Origin of the sequence: Luteibacter sp. OK325, from assembly GCF_003050935.1 — a bacterium.
In the GTDB taxonomy this organism is placed as follows: Bacteria; Pseudomonadota; Gammaproteobacteria; order Xanthomonadales; family Rhodanobacteraceae; genus Luteibacter.
Genome location: NZ_QAOX01000006.1, coordinates 1 through 24,057 on the forward strand (window position 1 = coordinate 1; position 24,057 = coordinate 24,057).

Here is a 24,057-nt window from a genome sequence, read left to right on the forward strand (position 1 = left end):
CTGCACTCGCGGCTAAACGACATCCCGCCAGCGCTCTTCGAGCGCCTGGCGGCTCAGGCTCCTACGCAGGTGTCCAGAAAAGCTTGACCACTGCAGTTCTCTGTAGGAGCCAGCTCTCTGTGGGAGCCAGCTCTCTGTAGGAGCCAGCTCTCTGTGGGAGCCGATTCATCGGCGATGCCCGCGCAGCGGGCTGGGAAGAGCGTCGCCGCTGAAGCGGCTCCCACATAAAGCGGCGTTACAACCCAGCAATACGACTACGATTACGCCCGTCGTTCTTCGCCTCGTACAGCGCCTCATCCGCGCGCCCCAGCAATGAGTTCAACGACTCCGGCGAACGCCACATCGCCACGCCCGCACTCACCGTGATGCGAATCCGGTAGTCACCATGCACGATCACCAATGCCGCCAGCGCATGGCGAACCCGTTCGGTGATATCCAGCGCGTGCTCGGCCAGCGCGCCGGGCAGGCAGAGGATGAATTCCTCGCCGCCGAAACGCCCTGCGAGATCGTCGGCGCGACACATCGACGAGATTACCCGCATGGTCTCGCGGATCACCGTGTCGCCGGCCAGGTGGCCGAAGGTGTCGTTGACGGTCTTGAAGTCGTCGATATCCAGCAGCACCAGGCTGAAGGGAATACCGTCGTTGGCCGCGCCCTGGCGCACGCGTTCGGCCTGCTCGAGGAAGCGGCGGCGGTTGAGCGAACCGGTGAGTTCGTCGGTGCCGGCAAGATGGTCGAGCCGCTCGTTGGCAGCCTTGAGGTCGCGCGTACGCGCATCGACCTGCGCCTGCAGGAGTTCCGCACGGCGACGCAGGTAGAGCGTGCGCAGCGACACCAGGCCGAAGAAGGCGGCGACGGCCAGTGCCACCGCGGCCAGCAGGGTCCATGGACTTTCATACCAGCGCGGGGTCACGTCCACACGCACCGAGGTTTCCACCGTGCGCGCATCGAGTCCACGCATCGTCGCGCGCAGCCGCAAGGTGTACGTGCCACTGGCGAGGTTGGTGTAAATGGCGCTGGGCGGAATGCCGTGCGCCACCTCGTTCCAACCCGTGTCGGCGTCGTCCATGCGGTAGGCGTAGTGCGTTTCCATCGGCGCGCGGTAATCCAGCAGCGCGAAATCCACGCGCAGGTTACGACCGTCACCATCGATCGTGATCCGGCCGCCGTCTTCGGGTATGTCGGCCAGCGGCAGCGGCTTGTCGTTGATGCTCACGTGCGTGACCGCCATGCGTGGCGGCACGATCTGCGGCGCCACCCAGTACGGACGAATCACGGTCAGGCCACCGAGGCCGCCGAACATGAGCTCGCCGCCCGGCGCTTCCGCGGCGGCGCGGTGGATATAACTGGGAATGCGCAGGCCGTCGCGAATGCCCAGGTCGGACACACGGTGGCTGGCGGTGTCCACCATCGCCACGCCGTTGGCCATCGATGCCCACACGCGGTCGTCGTGGTCGATCAGCAGCGCGTTGATTTTGCTGTTGACCAGTCCCTCGCGTGCGCCGATCAGGCCGAACTGGAAGGGACCATGCGGGTGGAACTGGTCCAGGTAGGCGATGCCGCCGAACGTGCCCAACCACAGGCGATGGTGTGAATCGAACGCCATCGAGCCGGTGTAATCCTGCGGCAGGCTGTTCGGGTCGGCGAGGTCGTGATGAAGATTCACGAAGCCCGACTGGCCGTCGTAGGCAATGCTGATGCCACTGATGGTGGCGAACCACCATGCGTCCGGCATGCGCACGATGTGGCGTACCTGGTCGCCGACCAGACTGGCCGGATCGGCCGGGTCGTGGCGCATCTGGATGAGTTTGCCGGTGACCGTGTCGTACTTGAACAGTCCGTCGTAGCCGCCGATCAGGATCTCGTTGCCATCGCGCTGCATCGCCAGGATGAGCCGGCCGTCAAGACTGGGAATCATCGAGCTGCGCAGGGCGAAGGTCTCCGGATCGATGCGCGAGATGCCCTGCGCACCGGCCCAGATCGAGCCGTCGGGCGCGACCACGAAGGCCTGCACATCGCGCTCGGCCTGCTCGCCGCCCAGTTGCAGGTGGCGCATCGTGCCCTTGCCGAGGTCGAGCACATCGATACGGCCCATGCCCAGGCCGAGCCACACCCGTCCACGCGGATCGACGAAAACCGAATGCACGTTGGCGTTGGACAGCGTGTGCGGCTGTAGCGGCGATGGCAGTACGGAAAACACCTTGCGGCCGTTCGGATCGTAATGCGCCGCGCCGAGTTCGGTGGCCACCCAGATGTTGCCGGTGCTGTCCTGGAAAACGTCTCGCGTGATGTCGCCGGGCAGCGACGATGGCATGGCCGCGTCGTGGCTCAGGATGCGCAACTGATGGGTATTCAGGTCATAGGTGACCACGCCGGCACCGTCCGTCGCGGCCCAGAGCACGTGCTGCGGCGTCTCGTGGAACGCGCGCACCGTGCGCCGGCGAGCCATGCCGTTCTTGCCGGAGAAGCCGGGCACGAGTTGCCCATGGCCCTGGCCGTCGATATAGATGGCGCCGGACTGCCCACTACCTACCCACAGGCGTGACTGGCTGTCTTCGAACAGCGCCCAGACCTGGTCATGCAGGATTTCGTTGACCGCGGGATCTTCGGAAACCACGCGCTGGAAGCGCCCACCCGGATGGCGCACGAACAGGCCGTTGTCTGCGCCCGCCCAGAGGTTGCCTGCCTTGTCTTCGGTCACCACGAAGGTACGCGCCAGCATGTCCTTGGCGTCGCCGGGCTGACCGGACTCATGGGTGATCTTGCCGGTACCCACATCGACGCGGTCGATGCCGCCCTCGGTGGCGATCCAGAACACGTTGCGTTCGCGGGCGCGCGCAATCGAGAAGATCTTGCCGTTCGAGGTGCCACCCGCGCCGACCGGGTAGACATGGAAGCGCGTCGTCACCGGATCGAAGCGGACCAGGCCGCCCGCATTGGTGCCGATCAGCAGGCCGCCGTCCGCCAGGGGCATGAGGTCGCGCACATAGGCGTCGGGAAGCACGGCGCCGGCGTAGGCGTCGGGTTCCTGGCCGAACACCTGCATGCGGTAACCGTCGTAACGGGCCAGGCCGCCGAAGGTGCCGATCCAGATCACGCCGCGCGTGTCCTGCACGATCGCGGTGGTGGTCGAGTGCGGCAGCCCGTCCGCGACGCCGACGGTGTCGAACCACGCGGTTTCGTAGACGGCCCAGGGGTCGAGGCCGATGGTCGGTGTTGGAGGTATCGCCGCTGAAGCGGCTCCCACAGAAGCCGGCTCCTTTGTGGGAGCCTGGTCTTTTGTGGGAGCCTGGTCTTTTGTGGGAGCCGGCTGTGCCGGCGATGGGGATTGAGGCGACCTGGCTATCGCCGCTGAAGCGGCTCCCACGGGGGTTATCGCTGCCGCAAAGGCAATCGCCGCTGAAGCGGCTCCCACAACGACACGAGCGCTCAAGCGCGAGAAGCGGGGGCGGCGCGGCCGTGCGTCAGCCTGCATAGACCAACGTCGGATCGAGATAACGGCTGAACGCGGCGGGGGTCATCGGGCGGGCGAAGAAGAAGCCCTGTCCCACGTCGCAACCGAGCTCGCGCAGCCAGTCGGCCTGGGCTTCGGTTTCGACGCCCTCGGCAATCGTGCGCATGTTGAGTTTCTTGGCCAGGCCGACGATCGCTTCGGTGATCTCGCGATCGACGAGGTTGGAGTCGCTGCCGCGCACGAACGACTGGTCGATCTTGATCGTCCCGACGGGCAGCTCGCGCAGGTGGCCGAGGTTCCAGTAGCCCGCACCGAAATCGTCGATAAGCAGGTCGAAACCGTACGAACGCAGCTTGACCAACTGACGCAGGGTTTCCTCCGGCTCACGCATGGCCGTGGATTCGGTGAGCTCGAAGCGGATGCGCGTGGGATCGACGCCGTAGGAGCGCACCGTGCGGGCCAGTGTCTCGACGAAGGCCGGTCGGCTGAGCTCGTGCATCGACAGATTGATGGCGACATAGTCGACGTTGGTGCCGGCGGCATCCCACAGCTTGACCTGCGTGAGCACGGAGCGCAGCACGTATTCGCCCAGGCCGTGGATGAGACCCGAGCGCTCGGCGATCGCCACGAAGACCGAGGGCGGCACGTCGCCGCGCGTCGGATGGTGCCAGCGCGCCAGCGCCTCGACACCGGCCAGCGTGCCGTCGCGCAGGTTGCGCTTGGGCTGGTATTCCACGTCCAGTTCGCCGCGTTGCAGGGCCTCGCGCAGTTCCACGGTGAGGGCGAGCCGCTCGCGCGCCTGTTCCAGCATGCCCTCTTCGTAGAAGCGGAAATCGGCCTTGCCGGTTTCCTTCACGGCGTACATCGCGGCGTCGGCGTTGCGGATGAGGGTTTCGGCCACGTCGCCGTCGCGCGGCGCCACGGCAATGCCGATGCTCGGGCTCACGGCGACGAACTGGCCGGCGACGTTCACCGGCTGCGATACCAGGTCGAGCACTTTGCGGCAGACGCGAATGAGGTTCTCGAGGCCGCCGTAGGACTGCACGACCACGACGAACTCGTCGCCGCCGAAGCGCGACACCACGTCACGCTCACGCACGCTGCTGCGTAGCGAGCTGGCCACGGCGCGCAGAAAGGCATCGCCAGCCTCGTGGCCGAGGGTGTCATTGATCGACTTGAAGCCGTCGAGGTCGATGAACAGCACCGCCAGCGACGGGGTCTCCGCCGCGGCGAGCGCCTGCTCCAGTTCCTGCATCAGGTAGGCGCGATTGGGCAGCCCGGTAAGCGTGTCGTGGTAGGCGTGGAAGGTGAGCGCGCGGCGCGCCTGCTCGCGGGGATCGGTCAGGCGTGCGTTGAGCCGCCGCCGCTGCGTATACAGCCAGCCGATGACCAGGCCGGCCAGGGCGCTGACGACGATAAGGGCGACCAGCCAGCCGAGGCCGGCACCCACCGTGCTGAATCCCGAGCAGCGGTCGCCCTCGCCGGGCCCGATGAGGGACCAGCGAGCGCACTTCGCCATCGCCAGGTTCAGACCGGCGTCGCTACGATTTGTCAGCACGCCACGCTCCGGCCCTGCACAAGACGCTTCCCTTGGGAGTATCGGCCACCATCGCCCCCGACTTTAGTGTCGAAACCAGCCCGAATGATGATGGGTCGGCGGAAAAACGCAATCTGCCTACTTGCCGGTCGCGGGAAGGTAACGGTCGAACCAGGCCAGGGCCCGGGCCAGCACGTCGCGACGGCTGGCATCGCGAGCGAAACCATGCCCCTCACCGGGGTAGACCACCAGCGAGGTCGGCACGTTCTGGGCACGCAGCGCGTGCCAGAACTCGAACGACTGCGGCGCCGGCGTTTCGGCGTCGCGCTCACCGACCACGATCAGGGTCGGAGTGCGCACTTCCTTGATGAAGTTGATCGCCGAACTCTTCCCGTACACGCCCGGATCGTCGTACACCGAGGCGCCGAAGTACGGCTTCATCCACTGGTCGATCAGGTTCTGGCCGTAATAACTCTGCCAGTTCGAGATACCGGCACCAGCCACGGCGGCGCTGAAGCGATGCGTCTGGGTAACGGCGAACATGGTCATGAAGCCGCCATAGCTCCAGCCGGTGAGGCCGAGGCGCTTGTCGTCGACCGCATGGCTTTTTTCGATGGCATCGACGCCGGCGAGCACGTCGCGCAGGTCGCCGTAGCCGAAGTCCTTGCGGTTGGCCTGGACGAACGCTTCGCCCTGGCCGTAGCTGCCGCGCGGGTTGGGCATGAAGACGAAGTAGCCCAGTGCGGAGAGCGGCGCACCGCCATAACCCGCACCCGGCCAGCGCGGCGTCACGGCTGCCGCCGGACCACCGTGGATCGAGACGATCATGCCGTAGTGCTTCTTCGGGTTGTAGTTGGCCGGGTACAACAGCCAGCCCTGCACGTCGTGCCCTTCGTTCGTCCAGGTGATGGACTCGGCCTTGCCCCACGACGGCTTCAGGCCGGCGTTGAACGAGGTGATGGCTTCGGGTGCGGCCTTGCCGTCGAGGCTGGCGAGGTGCACTTCGTATGGTTTGTCGTAGGAGCTGGCGGTGAACGCGGCTTTGCTGGCGTCGCTGTTGAGCGACACGGACATCGACAGGCGACCATCGCCGATCGTCATCGGCAGTTCGAACAGCGTCGTCGCGGAGGCTTCACCATTGGCCGAAAGCGCGTAATGCGACACGCGGCTGGCGCCGGCGGCGGCTTCGGAAACGAGGAGTTCATCCGCGCCCGTCCAGGCGATCCAGGCCGGCGTGGTGGTGATGCCCGGCGTGACGTCGACCGGTGCGGCGCCACCGTTGCTCGAGACCGTCCAGATGTCGCCACCGGTGGAACCCTGGTCGCTCATCAGGCCGCCGATAAAGGCGATCCGCGAACCGTCCGGCGAGAAGCGCGGCACGGCCATCTGCAGGTCCTTGAGCGGACCGCTGAGCGTGGCGGTGTCGACCACGGTCACCGGCTTGCCCTTGGCCGTCGGCGCGGCGGGCTGCACGTAGAGCTTGGCCACCCACCAGTTGTTGTCGCCCGGCGGTTCGGCTGCCACGTAGGCGATGCGGCGGCTGTCCGGGGCAAAGGTGAATTCGTAGACGTGCAGGCCAGCCGGGCTCAGCGTGGTGACTGCGCCACCACTGGCCTCGACCATGGCCACCTGCTGGATCTCGATGCCTTCGACGCCGACTTCGCCGGTCTGTACTTTCGCCGCGGCCGTGGCGCTGGCCCGGCGGGTGGCATTGGGCACATAGAGGAAGGCGAGCGCCTTGCCGTCCGGACGCCACTCCAGGCCGTCGATGTAACCGGTGAGGTGGGTCAGGCGCTGCGGCGCGGCCTTGCCGGCGATATCGACGACGTTGATGTCGTTCTGCTTGCCCTCTTCCACGCCCGGCGCCTTGCCGGCGCAGTCGGAGAGGAAGGCCAGGTGCCGGGAATCGGGGGCCCAGATCACACCGATCTCGCTGCAGCCGCTCGACTTGGTGATGCGGCGCGCGTTGTGCCCGTCGGCATCGGCCACTTCGACCACCGGCTTGCCGTTGGTCTTAACGGCCCAGGCCAGGTGCTTGCCATCCGGTGACAGGGCTACGGATTCGACGGTGCGGACCTTGCCCAGCGAATCGAGGATCGCGGCGATGCGCGGATCATCCACGGTTTTCGTCGTGGCGCCGGCTTTCGCGGCAGTGTCGGCCTGGGCAACGCCCGCACAGGCAAGCGCCACGGCGGCGGCAATCCACTTCGTTCGCATAGGTGACCCTGAATCTGAATGGGGAGCGCGAAAACTAGCACGTCCGTTCAGGTTCCGGCGAGCCTCTGGTCAAGAGCGGGAGCATCGCGAGGAGCAGGAGCATCGCCGATGAATCGGCTCCCACAGGGAGCGGCCCTGTATGGGAGCCGAGTCATCCCTGTGTGGGAGCCGAGTCATCCCTGTGTGGGAGCCGAGTCATCCCTGTGTGGGAGCCGAGTCATCCCTGTGTGGGAGCCGATTCATCGGCGATAACCCGGTTACCTCAGGACCCAGATACCAACAAATGCGAATACTCCGGATTCCGCTTGAACCACGCTTCCGCATAAGCACAGGCCGGATCCACCTTCCAATGCTGCTTCTCGGCGGTTTCCACCGCGAACTTCGTCAGCAACGCCGCAATGCCCCGCCCACCCACCGGCGAGGGCACACCGGTATGCGTAATGCTCATGATCTTGCCCTGCAGCCGGTACTCCAGCTCGCAGTCATACCCGTCCACCTTGGCCACGAACAGCTCGTTCGCGGTGTCGTGACTGATTTCCAGCGGTTTCGACGTTTCGCTCATCGTTCTCTCCAATCAAGGCGGGCCGCCCCCTTCGCATTATGTGGATGCAGCGGCCGGTAACGTTCGAGGATCAGCATGCGCGCAATCGGCATTCCATCACCAGTGAGGAGAGCATCATGCAAAAGTGGGGATCAGCAGTATGGCAAGGCGGGATCAAGGACGGCCAGGGTGTCATTTCCAGTCAGACCGGCGTTCTCAAGGAAGCCCCGTACGGATTCAAGTCCCGTTTTGAGGACGGTCCCGGCACCAATCCCGAGGAACTGCTCGGCGCGGCGCATGCAGGCTGCTTCAGCATGGCGCTGTCCGGCCTGCTCAACGCCGCCGGCCTCACCGCCGACAAGATCGAGACCAAATCCACGATCACCCTGGAAAAAGACGGCGACGGCTTCACCATCACCAAAGCCCATCTCACCGTGAAGGCGAAGGTGCCCGGCACCGACCAGGCCGGCTTCGAAGCCATCGCCAAACAGGCCGAGCAAGGCTGCCCGGTATCGAAGGTACTCAAGGCCGCCATCACGATGGACGCGACCCTGGAAGGGTAAACTGCCCGCGCCGCCGGCCTGGCCGGCGGTGCTCCCGGGTAGCCAAGGACACCATCGCACGTGCTGATCATTCACGAACACGGCAATCGCACCGGCCCCGTCCAGTGGTCCACCGGGATGGGCAAGCCGCAAGCGCCGATCTGGATCGACCTGTTCGACCCCAACGAAGACGAACGCCGCTGCGCCGCCGAGATCACCGGGTTGCGCGTGCCCGAGCGTAGCGACATCGTGAACCTGGCCCTGTCCAGCCGTATCCGTACGGACGACGACGCCATGTACCTGTCCATTCCCTATTTCACCGACACCGCCAACGATCACTACCCCGGCCCGGTCGGCATCGTGGTGACCAACCACGTCTTGATGACGCTGCGTTTCGCCGAGTCGCCCGCGTTCAAGCTGGCCAGCGACAGCTGCCATGAGCATCGGTGGGAGTCCAGCGCCGACGTGCTGGCCACCCTGATCGAAGCCATCGTGAACCTCGCCGCGCAGCGCATGGAAGACGTCTCGGCCGAGCTGAAGAAACTCTCCGACCGCGTGTTCACGCCCGAGCGCCTCGGCACCCCGGTGCTGCGCGATTGCATGCTGGAGGTAGGCCGGCTCGAGGGCCTGCAGGCACGCAACCGCTCGTCGATGCTGGGCGTACAGCGCATCGTCTCGTTCGTGCGCGCCAAGAAACCGGAGTGGATGTCCGAGGACGTGGAAGTGCGCCTGCGCGTGGTCGACCACGACCTGCGTACGCTGGACGAGTTCGACGACCAGCTCACCAACAAACTGCAGTTCCTGCTCGATGCCACGCTCGGCTTCATCAGCACCGACCAGAACCACGTGATGAAAGTGCTGACCGTCGCCTCGGTCGCCACCATTCCGCCGATCATCCTGGCTGGCATCTGGGGCATGAACTTCAAGGACATGCCGGAGCTCAACTGGCCTTACGGCTATCCCATCGCGCTGGCGGTGATCATCATCAGCATGATCCTGCCCGTGCTCTTCTTTAAGTGGCGCGGCTGGTGGTCCGGGGACTGACGAACCGATGACAGCCTTCGCGCGCCTGCTTCGTCCCGCGTCCGCACCTATCCGGCGCTGGGTGCTCACCGCATTCCCGCGCCCACCTTCCGGCGGCATCGACTACGAGCATCCGGCAGGCGATCCCGGCCTGTTCGGTCCTTCCAGCGTCACCTGGCGCGTGCACTCGGAATTCTGCGGCATGCTCTCCGGCGGCCTCTGTGCGCTGTACCTGCAGCTGCTGCACCCGCGTGCCCTGGCCGGTGTCTGGGACCACTCCAACTTCCGCGAGGATCTGGTCGGCCGCCTGCGCCGGACCACCCACTTCGTCGGCGCCACGACGTATGCGCCCACGCGCGACGCGCAGGCCATGATCGAGCGCGTTCGCACGATCCACGGCCAGGTGCGTGGCGTGGACGAAGCCGGCCTGCCCTACTCCGCCGACGATCCGGACCTGCTTACCTGGGTGCACGTCAGCGAGATGTCGAGCTTCCTCGCCGGTTATCGCGCCTACGGCCCCATGACCGTGCCGGCCCATGTCGCCGACGCTTACCTGGACGAGACACGCCGCGTAGCCGAAGCCCTGGGTGCGCGCGACGTGCCGGGCTCGGTCGCCGACATGGACGCGTATATCGCGAAGGTGCTCCCGTCACTGGTGTTCGGCGAACGCTCGCGCGTGGTGCTCGAGGTGCTCCGCCAGCTGGACCTGCCGGTGCCGATGGCCGGCCTGTCGCGCGACCTGTTCCTGCACGCCGGCGCCGCCCTGCTTCCCGACTGGGCGGCGTCGCTGCTGCAGCGGTCGGACAATGACCTGCGCAAGGCGCGGTTGGCACGCGGCACGTTGCGCGGCATGGCGCCACTGTTCCGCCTCGCGCTCACTGAAGGCATCGATGTGCGCTCCTGCCGCCGGGTAGGCGTCGATCCCGGCCTGCTGTCGCACTGGCCGACGTAATCGAATGTCCTAGCTCATCCCATTACATCCGTGAAGGCCATAAAACGGAACCTGTTCTCACTTTCTTACATTGTTGCCGAATTTGTCCTAAAGTTTGCAGCCGCCGTGCCGCTATCAACATAGGAATACTCGGGGGAGGAAGGGGTCGGTGCCAGCCAGTTGCCTACATAGCGGACACCACGTCGCAGGAATCGCGCGGCCATGAGGTCGCCCTGGCATTCGCTTGCCGGCGGTCCGCCGGAATCACGCCTGCTCGCCTCCGTGGCCGAGTTCACCCACCATCGCGATATCGACGCGCTCGACCACAGCCTGGTGCTGTCGCTGGCCGAACTGGTGTCCGTAAGCAGCGTCACCCTGTGCAAGCGCGGCGAGAGCCTGCAACTACCGGTGGATTCCATCGTGGTCTGCTCGCGTAACGCCGAAGGCGCCTTCGTGGTCGAAGCGCTGGACCCCCTGCGCGACGGCGACCCGATCGACACCATCGTCTGCGCCATGGAAACCCTGGAAGCCATCAGCGATGTCACCGACGACGGCACCTGCCGGCTGGTGATCCCGATCCAGCGCGAGCACGCGGCCATCGGCGCGCTGATGCTCGAGGCCGAGGATTCGCTGGACGGCGTGCGCAGCATGGTCGAAGGCTATGCCCGCATCTACGGCAACTACATCGCCCTGCTCAACGAGAGCGAGCGCGACAAGCTCACCGGCTTGTATAACCGGCGCAGCTTCGAACAGCGCCTGCAACGCCTGCTGAAGCTGCAACGCCAGCGCGCCCGCGCCGCGGCTAAGGGCGAGGACGAGCGCCGCCTGCCCTTCGAGAGCGATGTCTCGCAGATCTGGCTGGCCATCCTGGACATCGACCACTTCAAGCGCATCAACGACACCTACGGTCATGTATACGGCGACGAGGTCATCCTGATGCTCGCCCAACAGATGCGTCACAGCTTCCGCCAGAGTGACGTGCTGTTCCGTTTCGGCGGTGAGGAATTCGTCATGCTCATCGCCGCGCAGGACGAACGCGTGGCGCACATGGCGCTGGACCGCTTCCGCCATTTCGTCGCGGAGCACGCGTTCCCGCAGGTGGGCCACGTAACCGTGAGCATCGGCTACGCGCGCATCACCGAGAACGACTACCCCGAAATCGTGCTCGACCGTGCGGACAAAGCGCTGTACTTCGCCAAGGAAAACGGTCGCAACAGCGTGCATGGGTACGAGGCACTGACCAAGCTCGGCGAGCTCGGCTCGGCCGTGGCACTAGGCAGCATCGACCTTTTTTGATGCTCCTAATGTGGGAGCCGATTCATCGGCGATCGGGTGCTTGCCGCAACCCGCCCCGCTGCCGCGGGGATCGCCGATGAATCGGCTCCTACAACATCCGACCCTTACTTGACCACGCCGCAGGCGATACGCGCACCGCCGCCGCCGAGCGGAGCTGGCTCGTCGGCGTAGTTGTCGCCGCCTGCGTGGATCATCAGCGCGTGGCCCTTAAGCGTGGCCAGGCTCTTGAGGTGCGGCGCGGTGACCGCCGTGGTGTCGGTGCCGTCCGCGCCAACGGTGATGCGCGGCAGGTCGCCTTCATGACCCATCGCTTCGGGGCCCTCGTGCTTACCGGTGTGCTGAGGGTCGAAGTGACCGCCGGCCGCGAGCGCGGCACCCTTCTTGCCATCCTTCTCGCCCGGATCGCAGCTGGCCTTCTCATGAAGGTGGAAGCCGTGGTCGCCCGGCGGCAGGCCCTTGAGGTCCGGGGTGAAGACGAGTCCACCGGACGATTGGGTGACGGTCACGGTACCCACGGAGGCGCCCGCCCCATCGGTGGTCACCAGGGTCATGGGGACGACGACACTCTTGTCGACGACGTTGCCCGCTGTGGCTGTACCGGCGAAGAGGCTGGCGATGGCAACGGCGATGGCGATCTTGGTCATGGGATGCTCCTTGGGGATCGGGTGGACTCTCCGATACTGCACCCGGTGTGCACAGAAGGTCCACAGGGAGAAGATCTGGGACCAGCTCTGTGTGGGAGCCGGCTATGCCGGCGATGGGCTCGAGGCAACCCGGCTATCGCCGCTGAAGCGGCTCCCACAACGTCACGGCTTTGCAAAGATTCTGGCGGTGTCTTCGGCGGTTAGCTGGCGCCATTCGCCGGAGGCGAGGCCTTCCAGCGTGAGGCCACCCAGGGCCACACGCTCGAGGGTTTCGACGTGGTTGCCGATGGCGGCGAACATGCGGCGTACCTGGTGGTAGCGGCCTTCGGTGAGCGACAGACGAATGTGGCGGGGTCCGAGTACCTCGAGGGCCGCCGGTTCCAGCGGATCGGTTTCGCCGTCGAGCATCAGCGTGCCGGCGGCGAAGGTAGCGGCTTCGTCGCCGCGCAGGTCGTCGGCGAGCGTGGCCTCGTAGACCTTGGCTACCGACGACTTCGGCGAAATAATCCGGTGCAGAAGCGGGCCGTCGTCGGTGAACAGCAACAGGCCCGAGGTCTCGCGGTCGAGCCGCCCCACCGTCGACAGCACCGGATTGCGAATGCCGTAGCGCGGCGGCAGCAATTCATACACGAGGCGACCGACGTCCTTGCGCGAGCAGGTGTAACCGGCAGGCTTGTTCAACATGACCAATATGCCCGCCGGCGGATCCAGCGGCTCGCCTTCGAAGCGCACATCGGCATGCTCGACCTTGTCGTCGGCATAGAGCACCTCGCCCGAGGCGTCGGTGACCAGGCCTTCGCGGAACATGGACGCGACCTGTTTGCGGCTGCCATAGCCGAGGTTCGCCAGCAGGCGCACGAGTTTCATCGACGAGGCTCCTTCGCTTCGATCACTTTGAACCCGTCGCGCTCGGCGACGGTACGAACATGGGTGAAGCACGCATCGAGCGTGGCTTCGTAGGCAAGATGCCGGTTGGCCACCATCCAGAAACGGCCCCGCGGCGACAACGCGCGTGCAGCGACCGCAATGAACGCGCGGCCCAGCTCAGGCTGGTCGGCGCGTCCCTGGTGGAAGGGCGGATTGGAAACGATGGCGTCGTAGCCACCGTCGATGCCATGGGTGACGTCATGCCACTCCACGCGGGTAGCGATGGACCGGCCGGACGCGGCAACGGCCGCGGCCACGTTCCGCCGGGCCGGTTCGATGGCGCGCCCTTCGGCCTCGTAGAGGTCCACCGCGGCGACGCCGGGATTCGTCGCGATGACCCGGCAGGCGAGATACCCGAAGCCGGCACCGAGATCGGCGACGCGCCCCGTGAAGTCAGCGGGCAAAACCGAATCAAGCAAGGCGGAGGCCATGTCGATACGGTCCCAGGCGAACAGGCCGCGGCGGCTGACGAAGCGACCCTCGTCGATCGGTAACGCGCCGTCCAGTGCCAGCCATGCGTCGAGCAACGACGGATCCGGCGTGGCGCCGTGACGCGTCCAGAACACCCGGCATTTGTGCTTGGAGAGGTTCGACACACCGCCGGCCAGCAGCGCGAGGTCGGCTTCGGCCGTCTTCGCGCCCTCGGCATTCGGTACGGCGGCGAGCACGACGCCATCGGACGTCACATGTGCCATCGCCTGCGCGAACAAGGCGCGCGACTCTTCGCGCTGGCGCGTGGGCAACACCATGATGACCTTGAAGCGGCCCTCCGGAATCTCCGCACTCACCGCAAACCCGGAGCGAGCCAGCGCGTCGGAAGCCGGCTTGAACGACTGCTGCAACACCCAGCCGGGGCGGCGCTGTTCCCGCAACACGAAGCCATCGCGCGCGCGCAGGATCAGCACATCGCCCGACGCCGGCCACGCGAGATCGCCCGTGGCGAACGGGACGAAAAGCGCTTCGAGAGCGGCATCGGAGGCGGAACCAGCGGACAACGCGAGGGCCTGAAGAAGATCCGGGCCGCCGATTCTACCCTGCCACCCGTCAGCTACTGCAGGAAAGCATGGAACAACCGACCCGGTCACGGGCCCACTCAGGGCGGCGACCGGCGAGGTGATCCCTGCCCGCCTGCTCGTCGTAGGGCTGGCGCAGGGTGTCCATGAGCTCGTGAAGCGGGGCGTAGTCGCCCTGCTCCGCGCTGTCGATCACCTGCTGCGCGAGGTAGTTACGCAGCACGTAGCGCGGGTTGCTCGCATGCATCAGGGCAAGGCGCTCCGAGGCCGGCGAGTCATCCGCACGCACCCGTTCCGCATAGCGCTGCAACCACGAAGCCAGCGCCTCCTGCGTCGCCACCCGCTTTTCTTCCTCGTAGTACGCCGCCCCGACGACACCCGGATGGGGCGCGTCGAGGTCGAGCAAGGCGAGGTCGCGGAAGAAGATCGTCATGTCCATGCCGCCGAGCGTGAGCAGGCCACGCAGGTCGGCGACCAGCGCCTCGTCGCCTTCGCGGGTGTTGACCAGGCCGAGCTTGGCCGCCGAGAACGCCGCGTCGGTGGCTTCGAACACCTCCACGTAGCGATCGAGGCCAGCCTGCAGCGCTTCGACGCCGGTAAATAACGGCGACAACGCCTGGGCCAGGCGTTGCAGGTTCCAGTAGGCCACGCGCGGCTGGTGGCCGAAGCGGTAGCGCTTGTGCGCACGGTCGGTGGTGTTCGGCGTCCAGTCCGGGTCGAAGTCGTCCACCCAGCCGTACGGGCCGTAGTCGATGGTCAGGCCGAGGATGGACATGTTGTCCGTGTTCATCACGCCGTGCACGAAGCCCACGCGCATCCAGTGCGCCATCAGGCGTGCGGTGCGCTCGCAGACCTCGGCGAAGAAGGCGGCGTACCGCCCTTCCCCGTCGAGGCCGGCAAAGGCCGGGTAATGCGTGGCGATGGTGAAGTCCGCCAGGCGGCGCAGCAGGTCCAGGTCGTTGCGGGCCGCCGGCAGCTCGAAGGAGCCGAAGCGGATGAACGAAGGCGCGACCCGGCAGACGATCGCCCCCTGCTCCAGGGCCGGGTGGCCGTCGTACATCACGTCGCGCAGCACTTCGTCGCCGGTCACCACCAGGGACAACGCGCGGGTCGTCGGCACGCCGAGATGATGCATGGCCTCGCTGCAGAGGAATTCGCGGATGGACGAGCGCAGCACGGCGCGGCCATCGGCCCCGCGCGAGTACGGCGTGCGGCCGGCACCCTTGAGCTGCAGCTCCTGGCGACCGTCGTGGGCGGTGAGCACCTCGCCCAGGCCGAGCGCGCGGCCGTCGCCCAGCTGCCCGGCCCAGTTGCCGAACTGGTGGCCGCCATAGGCCATGGCGTAACCGGTCATGCCCGGCCAGCGGGCATTGCCTGAGAACACGTCCGCAAAATCCGGCGCTTCGGGCGACACGCCCAGCATGGCCGCCACCTCCGCCGAGGCCGCGACCAGCCGCGGTGCGGCTACCGGCGTCGGTTCCACCCACGAGAACGCCGCGCCGGCGACCTGGCGGGGTCCGTTTGAAATTTCGGAGTCGGCCGGCAACTCACGGACGAAGGCATTGTCGAAACGCAGGTCTGTCATCGGGATCAGGGGTGGGACGTTGTTTCCAATATCCGGGCAATCATGGCGCATGCAAGGGCGTACGCAACTCGTGCAAACTAGCGCCCCCGCTCACCCCATCCTGGCCCTCATGCGTCCGACCCGCCTCCTGGCCATCCTGCTTGCCGCCGCCCTGGCTCCCGCCGTCGCGGCCAACCCCGTCAGCGTGCCCCGAAGCGACAAGACCCTGGTCGAGATCATCAACACGACCATGGGCACCCTGCCCAACGCCGTGGATGCCCTGTCCGGCAAGCTGCCCGGCGGCCTGCACGCCACGGCCGACGCACCGCCACTGATCGTGCGCAGCGTGCCCTTCGTCACCCGCGACGGCTATCGCGTCAGCGCCTTCGAGGCGCGCGGATTCAACGAGGGTGGCGACGTGCCGATGGTGCGCTTCACCTCGATCCAGCTGGAGCAACGGCCTTGCTTCGCGCGCAGCGAGCTGGCCGAGATGTTCCATGCGCCGGCCTCGGAAACCAACCTGCCCGCCGCGCCTTCCATGCTGCCCAACCGCTACATGGTCATGCAGATGCCCTGGGGGCGGCTTTCCTTCGGTAGTTCGCAGGAAAGTGGCGCCTGCATCATCGCCATCGTCGGCGATGCCACCGGCGGCACGATGGATGCGCGCACACCGCTGCCGTTACCCCAGCCGACCACGATGCCGGGCATGCCGGACCTCCGCCGCACCTGGCCGATGCCTGCGGACGCCTATCCGGCCGAATAAGCCGCCTGTGCTAGGGGCAGGGCTAGCGGAGCCGGGTATGGACCCATCACCCGGTCGATGCGGTCTTCGGCCACGGCCGGTGAGAACAGGAAACCCTGCAGTTCGTCGCAGCCGGCTTCGCTGAGGAAGGCCCGCTGCTGCTCGGTCTCCACGCCCTCGGCCACCACGCACAGGCCCAACGCGGCACCGAGGTTGGATACCGCCCGTACGATGGCCGCGGAATCGCCGGCCTGTGCAGCGTTCTGCACGAAGGAGCGGTCGATCTTGACCTTGTCCACGGCAAGGTCCTTGAGCAGGGTGAGGCTGGAATAGCCCGTACCGAAGTCATCCAGCGAAATACGCACGCCGATCCGACGCAGGTCCTTGAGCAGCCGCACCGCGGCGGTATCGGCGTTGACGATGGCCGTCTCGGTGATCTCCAGCTCCAGGCGTTTTGGCGACAGGCGCGTTTCGATCAGCACGCGCATGATCATCTCGGCAAAGTCGTCGTCGCGTAACTGCACCGCGCTCACGTTGACGGCGATGAACAGGTTATCGAGCTTCGCCATGCGGGCGCAGGCCGTGCGCAGCACCCATTCGCCCAACTGGCCGATCAGGCCGGTCTCTTCCGCCACCGCGATGAACTGCACTGGCGAGACCACGCCGAGCGTGGGATGCCGCCAGCGGGCCAGCGCTTCGAGGCCGACCACCGTGCCGTCGCAACTGCGGATCATCGGCTGGTAGTGACAGCTCAGGCCTTCGCCGGTAAGCAGGGCTTCAAGCAGCGCCTTCTCTATTTCGCGGCGATGGGCCAGCGCGGCGTCCAGCTCCTTCGTATAGACGACCAGGCGGTTACGTTTCTTCTTCGCCTCGTAAAGCGCGCTGTCCGCCTTGCGGGCCATTTCTCCCGCGGCCACGGCATCGGCGTCGATGAGGACCATGCCGATGGACGTGCCGATGAAGGTCGTGGTCGAGAGTACGTCGAAGGGCTCGCCGGCCAGGGTGAGGATGCGCTCGGCCAGTCCCTGCACGTCGAGCTCGCCATCGTGGTCGACCAGCAGGGCGAACTCGTCGCCGCCGATACGCGCCACGGTGTCTTCGGGGCCGACGACGCTGCGCAACCGCGCGCCGAACTGCACCAGCAGCTCGTCGCCGATCAGGTGACCGTAGGTGTCGTTGACCTTCTTGAAGCCGTCCATGTCCAGGTGGAACAGCGCGGCCTGCAGGCCGCCGCTGGCCGCGCGCCCGATGGCGGCGTCGAGCCGGCTGAACAAGGCCGTGCGATTGGCCAGTCCGGTCAGGGCGTCGTGGCAGGCCAGCCAGCGAACGTGGGCTTCGGACTCACGCAGTTCGGTGATGTCGGTGACCGAGGCCAGCACGTGAGGTGCGCCTTCCAGGTCGATGCGGGTCTTGCGCGTGAGCAAGGTGCGCACGTGGCCCTGTGGGTTGGTCACCGTTTCCTCGGTCTCGACCACCTGCTGGCTGCGCAGTACGGCGTCGTCACCGGCCTCGAAACGGGCGGCCTGCTCGGGCGGGAAGATCTCGGTGTCGGTCCGGCCGAGCACATCCTCGGCTTTCACGCCAAAGTATTCGCAGCCCATGCGGTTGACGAACACCCAGCGGTGCGCAGCATCGCGCACGAACATCGCCGTGGGCATCAGCTCCAGCACTGTGGACCAGCCGGCCAGATCCTGCATCAATCGAGTCTCCCCCCGTCAGGAACACGCGCCCACTGTGGGGCGCGGTCCGTGAGGTAGGTGTATGCACCCTCGGTCACCCCGCAGTCAAGGCGTGGCGGGCTGGCCCAGGGGCCGGAGCGACTCGAACTTGCGCTGGTACTCGTCGGTGACCTGCTTGGCCTCGTCGCCGTTGGTGATCACCCGGGGGGTGATCAGGACGATCAGCTCGGTACGGGTCCGCGTGCGGCTGGTGGTCCCGAACAGGCGGCCGACAATCGGCAACTGGTTGAGCCCGGGGATGCCGGTATCGGTCAGGGCGTCGTTCTGCTTGATCAGGCCGCCGAGCAGTACCGTCTGCCCGCTCTGCACGGCCACCTGGGTGGCGACCTCGCGCTGCTGGATCGGGAAGTTGCCCGTGGTGGTGTCCTTGATGCCCGGGCTGCTCACCACCTGGCTCACGTTGAGGTAAACCAGGCCACCTGGATTCACGCGCGGACGCACGTTGAGGATCACGCCAGTGTCCTTGTACTCCACCTGGCCGATCGTGTTGTCCGTGTTCGCGCCGGTATTGACGAAGGTCTGCGTGATCGGAATCTGGTCGCCCACTTCGATATGCGCTTTCTGGTTATTCAGCACCACCAGCGACGGTGCGGAGAGCACCTTGGTGTTTCCGTTCTGCTCCATCGCGTGCAGGGCGACGGAGATGTTGTTGTTGACGAACGAGTAGAAGAAGTTGTCGCCCGTCGCCAGGGTCGCACCACCGCCACCAAGCGCGTACTGATGCTTGTTACCGGGCTGGGTCGGTTGCCCGTTGGTCGTTCCGGTCAGGCCTTCGAGGTACCACTGCACGCCGAATTCGAGATCGCCCGAGAGCGTCACCTCGAGGATGCGCGTCTCGATCTGCACCTGCATCGGCACGGCGTCCAGCCGCTTGATCGCCTCTTCGATCTCGGTCCACTGCGCCGGACGGCAACGCACCATGAGCTGGTTGTTCGAGTCCACCGAGGTGATGCGCACGCCGTCGTCGGTGGTGGTCGAGGAGTGGCGGTTGCCCGAATCGCCCGAGCTGTCATCGGAGGAGCCCGAGCCTGCGCCGAAGCCCGAACTACCCGTGCTGCCGCCGAAACCCGTACTTGTGCCGGTACCTGACGACAAGCCGCCGGTCGTCGAGGAGCCGGTTGATGACGAACCGGTGTTGCCGAAGGCACCCGTGCTGCTACCGACGCCGGAACCGCCACGATTGCCCATATCGCTGTCGCCACCACCGAGCGTGCCGGAGCTCAGACCCGGGCCGACCTTGCCACCGCGATCGCCCGAGCGCCCGCCACCGGACCCGCTGCCATAGATGTCCGAAAGGTAGTCGGCCATGTCGGAGGCCTGCACATTACGCACGTCGTAGACGTACAGCTGCGGCTCGTTCCCACCGCCGCGATCGATGCGATCGATCCAGCTGCGCACTTCGTCGAGATAGGCCGGCTGCGGACTGAGCACGACGAGGGAGTTGGTCCGCTCGATCGGAATGAAGCGCAGCATGCCGGCCATCGGCGTATTGCCCTTGTCGCCGAAGATGCCTTCGAGCTTGGGCGTGAGGTCCTTCACCTGGGCACGCTGCAGGCTGAATACGCCCACGGACATGCCGCGCAACCAGTCCACGTCGAACGTGGCAACGGTGCGCTGGTAGTTGTCTAGTTCCGTCGGTGTGCCGGCCATGACCAGTACGTTGCGCGTCGGATCGGCGAGCAGTGTCGCGTCCGGGCGCGCGAAAGGCTTGATGAGTTTCTGCATCTCCGTCGCGGAGATGAAGTGCAGCGGGAACAGGCGTGCCTGGAGGCCGCCGGCCGGCGCGGACGCGCCGATGCTCGGCACGAGGTTGCCGGCGACGGCATCCTTCGCTGGCATGACCACGTAACGGCCGTTTGTGTGCACGAGCGCATTGCCCGTCCACGACAGCAGCGTCTCGAGGATCGGCAGGGCCTGCTCGGCCGTGACCGGCTGCGAGGTCGAGAAGGACACGTTGCCCTGCACGCCCGGCACGATCGAGTAGTTTTCATGCAGCAGGTCGCCGAGGATCGCCTTCACCACCGACTCGACCGGCTGATTTTCAAAATTGAAGGTCACCGTGCCCGCGCCTTCGGCGACCGGTTTCGGTTTGGCCAGGCCGACCGGCCTGATGAACTCGCCCGTGCCCGTTGTGACCTGCGGCGGCACATTGGTCGGTGCCGTCGGGTTGGTCGACGGCATGATGCGCGGCTTGGGCGCAGGTAGTTCGGTACCGGCCATGGCTTCGCGTTGCAACGCACCATCGTCGCTGGGCTGGGGCAGTGTGGAACAACCTGCCAGCGCAACCGCCAGCGCCGTGGCGCCGATCGTAAGAAAACGCGTCATGCAAGAACCATCATGGTCGTTGAAGCCTGCGAGATTGGAGGGTACGTGTTGCCAGCCCGTGACGCAGACTACCCATGGTTGCGACAGTTAGCCACTTCGGCCGGTCAACTCGACGGCCCATCCCGCCAGCGCAAGACGGTATACAGCCTCTCGTTAGCGCCGCGTTCCAGCCCAACCATCGGAAACTGCACCGTCGCCTCCACGGTGGTGCGGGAGCCATGGCCGTCGTCGGCATCAGCGCGGAATGTGATGGTGTTGCCCGGCACAGCGCCCCCGAGGGTGATACCGCCAGGAAGGTTCTGCAGAACAGTACCGGGTGGAGCACTGTCACGCGCAAGAACGACTTCGCGCGCACGGGCCGGGTCGAGGCCCCGCACCGCCGCCATGGCAAGGACAGGCGCGAAATCAGGCTCAGGCGCCGGTCGCCCGGACCAGATCGTGATCGCCGGCTCCACGGTGTTGTACAGCGCCGGATCCATGCCCGGTAACCCCTGCAGTTCCTCGATGGCAGCAAATGCCGTGTAACGCTTCGATGGGCTGCCGCCGGAGATCAGGAGCATCGACGGAGGCGACGTAACGTCGTCCGACACAGGGCTAGCCGTAGGGCCACGCCATGCCACTACGTGGCGTGTCAGCTCATCGGCACGCGCCTCCTGACAGCCCGCCGCGACAAAAAGGGCCCGAAGCACGCGAGGATCGGCGGTATTGATATCGACCTTTCCGGTTTCGTCGAGCATGCCCACGGTCACGTGCACATGATCGAACTCGAATGCCAATGACCTGCCATCGCCCGGCACGCTGATGTCTACTGACGGCGCCCCCCCAGTCTGCTCGAGCATGGCCTGCCGATGGTGCGATTCGGCCAGCACGATGGCCCGCATGATCCCCGCCTCCGCAGCGTAGCGCGCACGCTGCTGGCCGAGCGTGAAGCGCGTCTGCAACGCTTCGACACGAGCGATGCTCGCGAAGCCACCGACCAGGATGGCGAGCAAGGTGCACGCCCATAGCACGACAAGCAAGGCGACGCCTCGTTGCGCCTGCTTCATCGCGTCGACCCCAGCAATCGGCGAGCTGCTCCGCGCACGTTCACCGCATCGGGATCCTGCCGTGGCGCTACAAGCAACGGCGGCCATCCATCGCCACCCTCTTCCGGAACCACGCTGATTTCGACGGCACCCGGCAACACCATGGGTTCGTTCCAGTGATCCTTCCATACGGGAGAATCGCGATGTGCGTAGCGTATGTGCAGCGAGCGCACATGGGTGAGAAGGACATCTTGCGCGCCGGCAACAACGTTGGACTGGCTTCCCGGAAGCGGCGAGAGGCGCACCTCCAGCGAATGACCTTCCTCGCCATCGTCCGCAAGCGTGATTTCAATCACCTGCGGCCCCAACTTTCCAAGGTAACCGGGCAAGGTGGAGACGAAACGGACATGCGTGCCATCGCCATCGAAGACAACCGGCACGTCATCGTCGGTCATTTTCCATGGCAGTGCGGTCGCCGATGACAGTTGCCTGCGCAGAAATTCCCTGGCCCCACGTACCTCGTCGAGGCGCGCGATCACCGCGGAACCATGACCGACACTCAGCGTCGTCGACCGAACGCCCGAATAGACGCCGAGCAGCAGTATCGCCAGCAGGGCCAGGGCCGCGAGCACTTCCATCAGGCTGAACCCGCGTGTGGCATTCATGGGCCGGCCACCGATGTCGCGGACATGGGCCTGGGTTCATCCTGCAACCGCAACGTCGCGAAGTGCGCACTACGCCCCGCGCGTCCGTCGCGCCAGGTGATATCGAGATCGATGCGATACACGTGAAGGTCCGGGGACTGGCCCGGGAAGGCTTGCTGCGCAGAAACGATCATGCGCCATTGGTGACGCGTGTCGTACCAGCCGGTCTGCGTGCCATCATGCAACAGCTCCCGGCGCCCTGCGGTATCCAGCGTGGTGTCGGCCAGCATGGCGATGCGATTCAGTTCCCGCGCGCGCCCCGTCACCTCGGTGGCCGCTCCGGCCACATGCATGACGGCGCCAAACGCCAGTGCCAGCAGGAGGATCGCAGCGATCGTCTCGAGCAGGCTGAAGCCGCCTTCCGCATGCCGGCGAATGTTCGTTGAGCGGGCCATGGTGCGAGGCTTGCACCTCATTGTTTCAACTGCGAGTCGCAACATCGACAGTGGATATGACGATGCAAAGGGGCAGGCTTGTGCCCACCCCTTTGCCCATCCTTCCTGGACGAAAAGCGTGGATCAGTTGACGATGCAGCTGTCGACCTTGGTCTGGCTCAGGACGCCGGCGGCGTTGCTCAACCAGGCATAGCCCGTGGCAGCACGACCGATCTTGGTCACCGCCGTGCGGATCGCGGTGTTGTACGGCGAACCAAGCAGGGTGCGAACCGCAGCCGTATCGGTACCGTTACCCTGCTTGTTGCCGAGCAGGTTGGTGATGGCGATGATCGGATAGCCGGACGCCGGGTTGGCGTAGTCATCCGGACTCACCAGGCCGACGCAGGTACCCGTCACTGGCAGCGAGACCAGTACCGGACGGCCAGTGCCCGTAGCGGGCGCATCGGCGATAGCCTTGTCAAAAACCACGTTGACCGCAATCGCCGTCGGGCCGAAGCCGGTGAGCGGGTTGATGGTCGTTCCGGCCGTATTCGTCACGGAGGCAATCTTCACGCCACCCGGGACGCCATTGGCGACTTCAGCGTAGCCGATGGAGCCGTCCGTCGCGGCGACGGCAGCGGTCACGCCCGCGTTGCCGCTTGCGCCGACAGAGCTGGCGTACGCCGAGAAATACGACGAGGCGCCGGTGGCATAGGCCTGAAGCGTCTGGAAGCTCGTGGCCGGATGCGCGACGGTCGGGCAGACGGCAGTAAGGTGGTTCAGGAACGAAAACGACGTGCCGCTGCCATCGCTGCGGTAGGCGACGTTGATCGGACCGGTGACGGCGTTTGCAGTCAGGTCTTTCCAGTCAGTGATCCTGCCGGAGAAGACGCCGCAGATCTGGTCTTCGCTAAGCGTCAGCGCGTTGACGCCAGTCTTCTTGAAAGCGATGCCAACGGCACCGGCGATGGCCGGAAGCTGCGTCGGCTGCGTGCCCGTCCCATGGCCAAGCACATAGTTGTTGTATTCGGTCAGCGAAAGCGGAGCGTCCGAGCCAGCGAAGAACGCCTGGGTAAGGCCCACGCCGCCGAAGTTCGTCGGGGTGGTGCTGCCGCAGGTACCGTTGACCTGGAAGTTGGTGGGATCGTTACCGGCGAGAACCTTCTTGCCCGCGCCGCTGCCGGTCGGGCAGTAGGTGACCGGGTTGCCACCGTACGAGCCGAACAGCGAACCCGCAGCGGGCGTGATCGGCGAACCGGCCGGGTTCGTCGCGGAGCCGGTGTAACCGATGGCCGGCAGCGTGGCGCCACCGCCGACGAGCGTGGTGGCCGCGCTAGCGGCGGAAGCGAGGCACATGAAAATTGCGCCCGCAATGAACTTCATGCTGGTGTTTCCCATCGAAGAATCGCAACGCATGGTGTTACCCCTTTGCATAGAAGCCCCCCGGAGTGGAGGCCTT

The 24,057-nt window shown here is 66.0% G+C and carries 19 protein-coding genes; 5 read left to right on the top strand and 14 right to left on the bottom strand.

From position 1 onward, the window contains the following. Positions 1 to 235: 235 nt before the first annotated feature. The 4 genes from C8J98_RS13575 to C8J98_RS13590 form a co-directional block, all read right to left on the bottom strand. Positions 236 to 3,247 (bottom strand): ligand-binding sensor domain-containing diguanylate cyclase, encoded by a 3,012-nt coding sequence (locus tag C8J98_RS13575; protein ID WP_158272705.1) that lies wholly within the window; start codon positions 3,245 to 3,247, stop codon positions 236 to 238. 217 nt (positions 3,248 to 3,464) lie between these two features. Further along, positions 3,465 to 5,012 carry an EAL domain-containing protein gene (locus tag C8J98_RS22535; protein ID WP_107913747.1) on the bottom strand — a complete coding sequence of 516 codons (1,548 nt, stop codon included), beginning with the start codon at positions 5,010 to 5,012 and terminating at the stop codon, positions 3,465 to 3,467. Between the two features lie 117 nt (positions 5,013 to 5,129). Further along, positions 5,130 to 7,208 carry a S9 family peptidase gene (locus C8J98_RS13585; RefSeq protein WP_107913748.1) on the bottom strand — a complete coding sequence of 693 codons (2,079 nt, stop codon included), beginning with the start codon at positions 7,206 to 7,208 and terminating at the stop codon, positions 5,130 to 5,132. A 262-nt stretch (positions 7,209 to 7,470) separates the two neighbouring features. Continuing rightward, positions 7,471 to 7,770, bottom strand: coding sequence for a GNAT family N-acetyltransferase (locus C8J98_RS13590; protein ID WP_107913749.1), 300 nt, complete (start codon positions 7,768 to 7,770; stop codon positions 7,471 to 7,473). Between the two features lie 116 nt (positions 7,771 to 7,886). Here C8J98_RS13590 and C8J98_RS13595 point away from each other — a divergent pair, with 116 nt between their 5' ends. The 4 genes from C8J98_RS13595 to C8J98_RS13610 all read left to right on the top strand — a co-directional run bounded on the left by C8J98_RS13595 (position 7,887) and on the right by C8J98_RS13610 (position 11,541). Further along, positions 7,887 to 8,312: an OsmC family protein gene (locus C8J98_RS13595; RefSeq protein WP_107913992.1), complete on the top strand. Its 426-nt coding sequence runs from the start codon at positions 7,887 to 7,889 to the stop codon at positions 8,310 to 8,312. Positions 8,313 to 8,372: 60 nt separating this feature from the next. Next, positions 8,373 to 9,335: a CorA family divalent cation transporter gene (locus C8J98_RS13600; RefSeq protein WP_107913750.1), complete on the top strand. Its 963-nt coding sequence runs from the start codon at positions 8,373 to 8,375 to the stop codon at positions 9,333 to 9,335. Between the two features lie 7 nt (positions 9,336 to 9,342). Beyond that, positions 9,343 to 10,266 carry an oxygenase MpaB family protein gene (locus C8J98_RS13605; protein WP_107913751.1) on the top strand — a complete coding sequence of 308 codons (924 nt, stop codon included), beginning with the start codon at positions 9,343 to 9,345 and terminating at the stop codon, positions 10,264 to 10,266. 201 nt (positions 10,267 to 10,467) lie between these two features. Beyond that, a complete protein-coding gene (locus C8J98_RS13610) occupies positions 10,468 to 11,541 on the top strand; it encodes a GGDEF domain-containing protein (RefSeq protein WP_107913752.1) in 1,074 nt (357 codons plus the stop codon). 104 nt (positions 11,542 to 11,645) lie between these two features. On the opposite strand, the gene sodC is transcribed toward C8J98_RS13610, so the two are convergent. The 4 genes from sodC to C8J98_RS13630 all read right to left on the bottom strand — a co-directional run bounded on the left by sodC (position 11,646) and on the right by C8J98_RS13630 (position 15,710). Next, positions 11,646 to 12,185, bottom strand: coding sequence for a superoxide dismutase family protein (gene sodC, locus C8J98_RS13615; protein ID WP_107913753.1), 540 nt, complete (start codon positions 12,183 to 12,185; stop codon positions 11,646 to 11,648). A 162-nt stretch (positions 12,186 to 12,347) separates the two neighbouring features. Then, positions 12,348 to 13,052 carry a 16S rRNA pseudouridine(516) synthase gene (locus C8J98_RS13620; protein ID WP_107913754.1) on the bottom strand — a complete coding sequence of 235 codons (705 nt, stop codon included), beginning with the start codon at positions 13,050 to 13,052 and terminating at the stop codon, positions 12,348 to 12,350. Continuing rightward, the gene (locus tag C8J98_RS13625) at positions 13,049 to 14,107 is read right to left on the bottom strand and encodes a methyltransferase (protein ID WP_107913755.1); all 1,059 of its coding nucleotides are present in this window, start codon (positions 14,105 to 14,107) and stop codon (positions 13,049 to 13,051) included. Before C8J98_RS13625 ends, C8J98_RS13620 begins: the two co-directional genes overlap by 4 nt. A gap of 49 nt (positions 14,108 to 14,156) precedes the next feature. After that, complete coding sequence (locus C8J98_RS13630) at positions 14,157 to 15,710, bottom strand: YdiU family protein (RefSeq protein ID WP_107913756.1); 1,554 nt, start codon at positions 15,708 to 15,710, stop codon at positions 14,157 to 14,159. A 70-nt stretch (positions 15,711 to 15,780) separates the two neighbouring features. Here C8J98_RS13630 and C8J98_RS13635 point away from each other — a divergent pair, with 70 nt between their 5' ends. Continuing rightward, positions 15,781 to 16,452: a hypothetical protein gene (locus tag C8J98_RS13635; RefSeq protein WP_158272706.1), complete on the top strand. Its 672-nt coding sequence runs from the start codon at positions 15,781 to 15,783 to the stop codon at positions 16,450 to 16,452. On the opposite strand, the gene C8J98_RS13640 is transcribed toward C8J98_RS13635, so the two are convergent. From C8J98_RS13640 to C8J98_RS13665, 6 genes are all read right to left on the bottom strand, one after another. After that, positions 16,437 to 18,128, bottom strand: coding sequence for an EAL domain-containing protein (locus C8J98_RS13640; RefSeq protein ID WP_107913758.1), 1,692 nt, complete (start codon positions 18,126 to 18,128; stop codon positions 16,437 to 16,439). The genes C8J98_RS13635 and C8J98_RS13640 overlap by 16 nt on opposite strands. 87 nt (positions 18,129 to 18,215) lie before the next feature. After that, entirely contained in the window at positions 18,216 to 20,495 is a 2,280-nt protein-coding gene (gene gspD, locus C8J98_RS13645; RefSeq protein ID WP_107913759.1) for a type II secretion system secretin GspD, read from the bottom strand. A 104-nt stretch (positions 20,496 to 20,599) separates the two neighbouring features. Further along, positions 20,600 to 21,541, bottom strand: coding sequence for a type II secretion system protein GspK (locus C8J98_RS13650; RefSeq protein WP_158272707.1), 942 nt, complete (start codon positions 21,539 to 21,541; stop codon positions 20,600 to 20,602). Further along, a complete protein-coding gene (locus C8J98_RS13655; protein WP_107913761.1) occupies positions 21,538 to 22,185 on the bottom strand; it encodes a prepilin-type N-terminal cleavage/methylation domain-containing protein in 648 nt (215 codons plus the stop codon). Before C8J98_RS13655 ends, C8J98_RS13650 begins: the two co-directional genes overlap by 4 nt. Then, entirely contained in the window at positions 22,182 to 22,619 is a 438-nt protein-coding gene (locus C8J98_RS13660) for a hypothetical protein (RefSeq protein ID WP_107913762.1), read from the bottom strand. The genes C8J98_RS13655 and C8J98_RS13660 overlap by 4 nt, the downstream gene beginning before the upstream one ends. Before the next feature lie 123 nt (positions 22,620 to 22,742). Then, positions 22,743 to 23,981 (bottom strand): substrate-binding domain-containing protein, encoded by a 1,239-nt coding sequence (locus tag C8J98_RS13665; protein ID WP_158272708.1) that lies wholly within the window; start codon positions 23,979 to 23,981, stop codon positions 22,743 to 22,745. Positions 23,982 to 24,057: the final 76 nt, after the last annotated feature.

What these genes read in the sequence shown, in the direction of transcription:
- C8J98_RS13630 (WP_107913756.1), bottom strand. Translation starts at nt 15,710, where the DNA reads ATGACAGACCTGCGTTTCGACAATGCCTTCGTCCGTGAGTTGCCGGCC.
- sodC (WP_107913753.1), bottom strand. Translation starts at nt 12,185, where the DNA reads ATGACCAAGATCGCCATCGCCGTTGCCATCGCCAGCCTCTTCGCCGGT.
- C8J98_RS13640 (WP_107913758.1), bottom strand. Translation starts at nt 18,128, where the DNA reads ATGCAGGATCTGGCCGGCTGGTCCACAGTGCTGGAGCTGATGCCCACG.
- C8J98_RS13585 (WP_107913748.1), bottom strand. Translation starts at nt 7,208, where the DNA reads ATGCGAACGAAGTGGATTGCCGCCGCCGTGGCGCTTGCCTGTGCGGGC.
- C8J98_RS13590 (WP_107913749.1), bottom strand. Translation starts at nt 7,770, where the DNA reads ATGAGCGAAACGTCGAAACCGCTGGAAATCAGTCACGACACCGCGAAC.
- C8J98_RS13655 (WP_107913761.1), bottom strand. Translation starts at nt 22,185, where the DNA reads ATGAATGCCACACGCGGGTTCAGCCTGATGGAAGTGCTCGCGGCCCTG.
- C8J98_RS13605 (WP_107913751.1), top strand. Translation starts at nt 9,343, where the DNA reads ATGACAGCCTTCGCGCGCCTGCTTCGTCCCGCGTCCGCACCTATCCGG.
- C8J98_RS13595 (WP_107913992.1), top strand. Translation starts at nt 7,887, where the DNA reads ATGCAAAAGTGGGGATCAGCAGTATGGCAAGGCGGGATCAAGGACGGC.
- C8J98_RS13650 (WP_158272707.1), bottom strand. Translation starts at nt 21,541, where the DNA reads ATGAAGCAGGCGCAACGAGGCGTCGCCTTGCTTGTCGTGCTATGGGCG.
- C8J98_RS13610 (WP_107913752.1), top strand. Translation starts at nt 10,468, where the DNA reads ATGAGGTCGCCCTGGCATTCGCTTGCCGGCGGTCCGCCGGAATCACGC.
- C8J98_RS13660 (WP_107913762.1), bottom strand. Translation starts at nt 22,619, where the DNA reads ATGGCCCGCTCAACGAACATTCGCCGGCATGCGGAAGGCGGCTTCAGC.
- C8J98_RS13620 (WP_107913754.1), bottom strand. Translation starts at nt 13,052, where the DNA reads ATGAAACTCGTGCGCCTGCTGGCGAACCTCGGCTATGGCAGCCGCAAA.
- gspD (WP_107913759.1), bottom strand. Translation starts at nt 20,495, where the DNA reads ATGACGCGTTTTCTTACGATCGGCGCCACGGCGCTGGCGGTTGCGCTG.
- C8J98_RS13665 (WP_158272708.1), bottom strand. Translation starts at nt 23,981, where the DNA reads ATGAAGTTCATTGCGGGCGCAATTTTCATGTGCCTCGCTTCCGCCGCT.